We start from the raw sequence: 7,192 nt of genomic DNA, 5'->3' as shown, positions 1-7,192 counted from the left end.
CGCGTGCCGTCGGGCTCGGCCGCCGGGGTGACCTCGGCCGCCGGACCGGCGGGCCCCGCGGGCACCGGCGCGGGCGTGGTGACGCCGGGGACGGTCATGCCCGCACCGCCTCGGCCACCTGGACCACCCGGGCCGTCGTGCCGGCGACGAGCACCCGGTCCGCACCGACCCGGCGGCGCGGACCGGTGAGCACCAGCGGCACCGCCGCGTGCACGTCCGCGCTGGACCGGGCGACCCGCACCTCGACGTCGCCGGGCTCGACCACCAGGCCGCCGTCCCGGCCCGCGAACGCGGTGAGGTCGGCGTGCAGCGTGACCGCCACCTCGACCTCGGCGCCCGGCGGGACCTCCACCCGGCGGTAGCCGACCAGGCGGTGCTCGGGGCGGGTGACCTCGGCGACCGGGTCGTGCAGGTACACCTGGACGACGTCGGCGAGCACCCGGTCGGTGGGGTTGCGCAGCGCGACCCGCACCTCGACCGCGCCGTCCACCGGCCACACGTCGGCGTCGGCGGCGACCGCGCCCCACTCCAGGTCGGCGTAGCCGGTGCCGTGCCCGAACGGGTAGAGCGCCGTCGGGTCCAGGTTCGACACCTCGGTGCGGCGGCCGAGCGGCGGCGCGAGGTACGTGCCGGGCCCCGAGCCCGGGTCGCGCGGGATGCTCACGGGCAGGTGCCCGGAGGGGTCGACCGCCCCGGTGAGCACCCCGGCGACGGCGGGCCCGCCCTGCTGCCCGGGGAAGAACGTCTGCACCAGCGCCCCCGCGCGCCCGGTGAACGCGCCGAGCGCGTAGGGGCGGCCGGACAGCACCAGCACCACGACGGGCGTCCCGGTGGCGAGCACCGCCTCGACCAGCGCGTGCTGCTCGCCGGGCAGCCGCAGGTCGGCGGCGTCGTTGCCCTCCCCGGAGGTGCCGCGCCCGAACAGCCCGGCCTGGTCGCCGACGACGACCACGGCGACCTCGGCGGCGGCCGCGAGCGCCACCGCCTCGGCGAACCCGTCCTGGCCGGGCGCCTGCACGTCGCAGCCCGGGGCGTGGGTGACGGTGCCGCCGTGGGCCGCGCGGAGCGCCGCCAGCACGGTCGGGATCTCGATGCCGAGGGGGTGGTCCGGGTGGTGCACCCCGACGTGTGCGGGGAACGAGTAGCAGCCGAGCATCGCGTACGGGTCGTCCGCGAGCGGCCCGACCACGGCGACCGACGCCCCGGGCCGCAGCGGCAGCGTGCCGCCGGCGTTCTCCAGCAGCACGACGGCCTCCTGGGCGAGCCGCAGCGCGGTCGCCCGCTGCTCCGGTCCGTCGAGCGCGGGCTCCCCCACGACGTCGGGCGTCCAGTCCGGGTCGAGCAGGCCGAGCGCGATCTTCTGGGTGAGCACCCGGCGCAGCGCCCGGTCCACGACCGCCTCGGGGACCCGCCCGCTGCGCACGGCGTCGACCAGCGGGGCGCCGTAGGTGTGCACCGAGGGCAGCTCGACGTCCACGCCCGCGGTCAGCGCGCGGCCGGCGGCGTCGCCGTCGGTGGCGGCGACCCGGTGCAGCGTCTTGAGGAACGCGACGGCGAAGTAGTCGGCGACGACGACGCCCTCGAACCCCCAGGTGTCCCGGAGCAGGTCGGTGAGCAGCCGCTCGTCGGCGGCGGCGGGGACGCCGTCCACCTCGGCGTAGGAGTTCATCACCGACCGCGCCCCGCCCTGGCGCAGCGCGTGCTCGAACGGCGGGTAGAACACGTCCGCCATCTCGCGCGGGCCCGCCGACACCGGCGCGTGGTTGCGGCCCGCGCGGGAGCCGGAGTACCCGGCGAAGTGCTTGAGCGTCGCGACCACGCCGGCGCCCTCCAGCCCGCGCACGTACGCGGCGCCGACGGTGCCGACCAGGTAGGGGTCCTCGCCGATGGTCTCCTCGACGCGGCCCCACCGGTGGTCGCGGACCACGTCCAGCACCGGCGCGAGGCCCTGGTGCACGCCGACCGAGCGCATCGCGGCGCCGATCTCCCCGGACATCCGCTGCACCAGGTCGGGGTCGAACGTCGCGCCCCAGGACAGCGGCACCGGGTACGCAGTCGCGCCCCAGGCGGCGAACCCGGCAAGGCACTCCTCGTGCACCTGCGCCGGGATGCCGAACCGGTTGGCCGCGACGACCGCGCGCTGCGCCCGGGCCAGCGACCGGGCGCCGAGCACCGGGTCCACGGGCGCGGTGCCGAACGGCCGGGTGAGCTGGCCGAGCCCGTCGACCACCACCTCGTCGAAGGTCGGGGCGCCCTGCGTCATGTCGCCCTGGTGCGGGGCGACGTCGCCGCCGCTCGCGTCCGCGCCGACCCAGAGGCCGACCAGCTGGCCGGTCTTCTCCTCCAGGGTCATCGCCGCCACCAGGGCCTCGACCCGCTCGGCCACCGGCCGGTGCACGTCGCGCCAGGCGGGCAGGGGTGCTGCGTCGCTCATCTGCGGTCCACTTCGTCGTGGGGGGCCGGCCGCGTCTCGCGTCTCGAAAGTTGCGACGATGCGACCGATACTGTTCGTTGCCGGAACCGTAGGGGTGACGCGGGACACACGTCAAGAGCACGGCCCCTGCCGTCGACGTGGGCGCGTGCGCTACAGTCGGATTTCGCTGCTGGACAGCGACAGTTTCGAAGGGGAGTCCATGCCGAGAGGCCGCACGACGATCGCGGACATCGCCAGCGAGGTGGGCGTCTCCGTCCCGACCGTGTCCAAGGTGCTCAACGGCCGCACCGACGTCGCGGCGGCCACCCGCACCCGCGTCGAGGAGGCGCTGGAGCGGCACGGGTACCGCAAGCCCGTCGCCACCCGCACCGCCGCCGCCACCCGGCCCGGCGTGCGGCTGCTCGACCTGGTGTTCCACGCCGCCGACAACCTCTGGGCGCAGGAGATCATCAAGGGCGTCGAGCAGGTCTGCGGCCCCGAGCGCGTCGGCGTCGTGCTGTCCGAGCTCGGCGGGTCGCACCGCCCGCCGCAGGAGTGGATCGACGACGTCATGGCGCGCCGCCCCCTCGGCGTGCTGCTCGTGCTGTCCGGCCTGGACGCCAAGCAGCGCCACCAGCTCGCGTCCCGGAACATCCCGTTCGCCGTCGTCGACACCCAGGGCGAGCCGCCGAGCGGCGTCCCGACCGTCGGGTCGAACAACTGGAACGGCGGCCTGTCCGGCACCCGCCACCTGCTCGCGCTCGGCCACCGCCGCATCGCGGCGATCTCCGGGCCCGACGACATGCTGTGCTCCCGCGCCCGGGTCGACGGGTTCCGGTCCGCGCACGACGAGGTCGGCGTGCCGTGGGACCCCGACCTCATCCGGTGGGGCGCCTTCGACGCCGAGTCCGGCTACCGGCACGGGCGCGAGGTCCTCGACCGGCCCGACCGTCCCACCGCGGTGTTCGCCGGGTCCGACTACCAGGCCCTCGGTGTGCTCCGCGCCGCGCGGGAGCTCGGCCTGCGGGTCCCCGAGGACATCTCCGTCGTCGGCTACGACGACCTGCCGATCAGCCAGTGGCTCGACCCCGCGCTGACCACCGTGCACCAGCCGCTGCGCGAGATGGCCTCGCTCGCCACCCGGATGCTACTCACCCTCGCCGCCGGTGGGCAGCCGCCGTCGATGCAGGTGGAGCTCGTGACGGAGCTCGTCATCCGCTCCTCCACCGCACCGCCGCCCGCCACGACGACCACCGGAGCGGGACGATGAGCGACCTCCGCGACGCCCTCGACGGCCTGGCGGGGCAGGACCCGCACGCCCTCGTCGCCGCCCGCGACGGCGCCGTCGTGCTGCGCGCCACCTGGGCGCCGTACGACACCGAGCACCCCGCGCTCGTCTACTCCGTGTCGAAGTCCCTCACCGCGCTCGCCGTGCTGCTGCTCGAGTCCGAGGGGCGACTGCGCCTCGACGACCCCGTGGACCGGCACCTCGACGTGCCGAACCCGCACGGCATCACGCTGCGGCACCTGCTCACCATGTCCACCGGGCACAGCCGCGAGCAGACCGGGGGCATGCCCGTCGACCCCGTCGTGCTGCTGACCACCCCGCCCGCGCACCCCGTCGGCAGCCGGTTCGCGTACTCCTCCCCCGCCACCGGCACCCTCGCCCGGGTCATCGCCGCCGTCGCCGGCACCCAGCCGTCCGCCTACCTGCGGCCCCGGCTGCTCGACCCGCTCGGCATCGGGGAGCGCTGGTGGCGTCCGCTCGGCGGGGTCGAGCAGGGGTTCTCCGGGCTGCACCTCACCGTGGACGACCAGGCCCGCCTCGGGATGCTGCTCGCCGCCGGTGGCGTCACGCCGGACGGGCAGCGCCTGCTGCCCGCGTCGCTGGTCGAGGCGCTGGCCACGACCTTCGTGCCCACCGCCGACACCGGCGTCGAGGACCACGCGAGCGCCGAGCCCGATCCCGCCGCCGACGACTGGGCCCGCGGCTACGGCTACGGGGTGTGGCGCAGCCGGCACGGGTACCGGATGGACGGCGCGTACGGGCAGTTCACGCTCGTGGTGCCCGAGAGCGGCGTCGTCGTCGCCTACCAGGGCGCCGCGATGGACACCCAACGCACCCTCGACGCGCTGTGGCGGCTCGTCGCCGCGCTCGCGACGGGCGCCCCGGGCGGCTCGGCACGGGAGGTGGGGCCCGACTCGTGGGCGGCCCGGGACGCGTACGTCCCCCAGGACCTGCCCGGCCTCCATGCCGGGGGGTGGGCGCTCGCCGACCACGCGGGTGGCTGGCGGCTCACGCTGCCGTCCGGCGCCGGGCAGCCCGGCGGCACGCTCGACCTGGTCCCCGACCGGTGGACCACCGGCGCCCTCACCCTGCGCCCCGGCGACGTCGCGCTGGGCGCACCGGCCGACCCCGTCCCGGACGGGGTCGTCCCCGTCGCGGGGCGCGCCGAGCGGCTGCCCGACGGGTCCGTGCGCGCGCACCTCGTCGCCACCGCCTCCCCGCACCGGCTGCTGCTCACCCGCGCCGCCGACGGCACCCTGAGCGCGCGGTGGCACACCGCGCCCCTGTGGTCGCCGACGCCCGCCACCCTGCTCGTCCCGCCGCTGGTCGCCGCACCGGCGCGCGGGCCGTCCTGATCCGTCGAGCCCTCCCGGAGCCATGACCACCGACACCGCCGTCGCCACCGTCCACCCCGCCTGGCTCCCCGACGCCGCCCTGGCACCCCTGCGGGCGCTGCCGTCCGCCGTCCTGCTGTCCGGGCCGTGCGCCGCCGCGGCCCGCGCCGACCTCGGGCCGGACGTCCCCGTGGCCGACGCCGACCTCGTCGTCGCCGCAGCCGGCGGTGCGGGCGGGGTGGCCGACCTCGGCGTGGACGGCGGCCTCGACATCCCGGCCGGAGGCCACGTCCTCGTCCGCACCCCGGACCGCACCGTCGTGCTGGGCGCCGACGACGCGTCCGCCCTGCGCGGGCTGTACGCACTGGCGCGCGAGACCGCCGTCGCCGCCCTCACCGGGTCCACGCCCGCGCCGGGCGTGACCACGCACGCGCCGGAGCAGCCGCTGCGGATGCTGGACCACTGGGACAACGTCGCCGTGCACCCCGTCATGGGGCAGGTCGAGCGCGGGTACTCCGGCGGGTCGATCTTCTACGCCGACGGCGAGGTCCGCACCGACCTGACCCGGGTCGCCGCGTACGCGCGGCTCCTCGCCGCCACCGGCGTCGAAGCCGTCGCGATCAACAACGTCAACGTGCACGCCCGCGAGGCCCGGCTGCTCACCGACGGGCTGCCCGACGTCGCCCGCATCGCCGACGTGCTGCGCGGGTACGGGATCCGGACGTTCCTGTCGGTGTCGTTCGCGTCTCCCCGGCTGCTCGGCGGGCTGCCCACCGCCGATCCCGCGGACCCCGACGTCGCGGCGTGGTGGGCCGCGGCCGTGGACCGCGTGTACGCGGCCGTGCCGGACTTCGGCGGGTTCGTCGTCAAGGCCGACTCCGAGGGCCAGCCCGGCCCGTTCGCGTACGGCCGCAGCCACGCCGACGGCGCGAACCTGCTCGCCGGCGCCCTGCGGCCCCACGGCGGCACCGTGCTGTGGCGGGCGTTCGTCTACGACCACCGGCAGGACTGGCGCGACCGCCGCACCGACCGGGCCCGCGCCGCCCACGACCACTTCGCCCCGCTCGACGGGGAGTTCGCCGAGAACGTCGTCCTCCAGGTCAAGCACGGGCCGATGGACTTCCAGGTCCGCGAGCCCGTCTCCCCCGTGCTCGCCGCGATGCCCCGGACCCGCGTCGCCGTCGAGGTGCAGATCACCCAGGAGTACACCGGGCAGCAGCGGCACCTCTGCTACCTCGCGCCGTCCTGGTCGTCGGTGCTGCGGTTCCCGCTCGACGGCACCCGGCCCGTGGCGTCGCTCGTCGCGCGCGGCGGCGTGGTGGGGGTGTCCAGCGTCGGGGACGACCCGTTCTGGACCGGGCACCCGCTCGCGCAGGCCAACCTCTACGCGTTCGGGCGGCTCGCCTGGGACTCCACCCTCTCCCCCGCCGACGTGCTGGACGAGTGGATCGCGCTCACGTTCGCCGGGGCGCCGTCCGCCGCGCTGGCGCGGGTCCGGGCGGCGCTGCACACGATGATGGACGGGTCGTGGGCCCGGTACGAGGGGTACACGGCGCCGCTCGGCGTCGGGTTCATGGTCACCCCCGGCACCCACGGCGGACCCAGCGTCGACGGGTACGAGTACTCGCCCTGGGGGACGTACCACTTCGCCGACCGTGACGGGATCGGCGTCGACCGCACCGTCGCCACCGGGACCGGGTACGCGGGGCAGTACCCGGAGCCGTGGGCGTCGGTGTACGAGGACGTCGCGACCTGCCCGGACGAGCTGCTGCTGTTCTTCCACCACGTCCCGTACGGGCACGTGCTGGCCTCGGGGACGACGGTGGTGCAGCACATCTACGACTCCCGGGCCGACGCCGTCGCGGCGCTCGACGGGGTCGAGGCGGCGTGGGAGTCGCTCGCGGACCTCGTGGGGACGGTCGTGCCCGCGGACCTCGACACGCGGGTGCGGGAGCGGCTGGCGGAGCAGCGGCGGTCGGCCGTGGAGTGGCGGGACCAGGTGCGGACGTATTTCTGGCGGAAGTCGGGGGTGGTGGACGCGTCAGGGCGGGAGGTGTTCTGACGAGGTCAGCGGCCTCGACTGCGCTCGACGCGTGCCGCTCACCTGGTGCCGCTGACGACGACGGTCACGACCGTCGCGCCGGGCGCCGGAGCGTC

4 protein-coding genes are annotated in these 7,192 nt (G+C 76.5%); 3 read left to right on the top strand and 1 reads right to left on the bottom strand.

Annotation, left to right across the window (positions count from 1 at the left end):
- Window positions 1-94 precede the first annotated feature (94 nt).
- Window positions 95-2,434, bottom strand: coding sequence for a beta-xylosidase/alpha-l-arabinosidase (locus tag EBM89_RS03990; RefSeq protein WP_122148169.1), 2,340 nt, complete (start codon window positions 2,432-2,434; stop codon window positions 95-97).
- A 199-nt stretch (window positions 2,435-2,633) separates the two neighbouring features.
- Between EBM89_RS03990 and EBM89_RS03985 the strand changes: the two genes are divergently transcribed.
- Genes EBM89_RS03985 through EBM89_RS03975 form a run of 3 tightly spaced genes read left to right on the top strand, consistent with a single transcriptional unit; the run spans window position 2,634 to window position 7,097 of the window.
- The gene (locus EBM89_RS03985; protein ID WP_122148168.1) at window positions 2,634-3,683 is read left to right on the top strand and encodes a LacI family DNA-binding transcriptional regulator; all 1,050 of its coding nucleotides are present in this window, start codon (window positions 2,634-2,636) and stop codon (window positions 3,681-3,683) included.
- The gene (locus EBM89_RS03980; protein ID WP_122148167.1) at window positions 3,680-5,056 is read left to right on the top strand and encodes a serine hydrolase domain-containing protein; all 1,377 of its coding nucleotides are present in this window, start codon (window positions 3,680-3,682) and stop codon (window positions 5,054-5,056) included. Before EBM89_RS03985 ends, EBM89_RS03980 begins: the two co-directional genes overlap by 4 nt.
- Before the next feature lie 22 nt (window positions 5,057-5,078).
- On the top strand, window positions 5,079-7,097 hold the full coding sequence (locus tag EBM89_RS03975) for an alpha-glucuronidase (RefSeq protein WP_122148166.1): 2,019 nt from the start codon (window positions 5,079-5,081) through the stop codon (window positions 7,095-7,097).
- The last annotated feature ends 95 nt before the right edge of the window (window positions 7,098-7,192 follow it).

It is taken from the genome of Cellulomonas triticagri, assembly GCF_003696205.1.
GTDB lineage: Bacteria > Actinomycetota > Actinomycetes > Actinomycetales > Cellulomonadaceae > Cellulomonas > Cellulomonas triticagri.
Note: the sequence above shows the minus strand (reverse complement) of the source record. Positions and strands in the feature narration are given on the sequence as shown.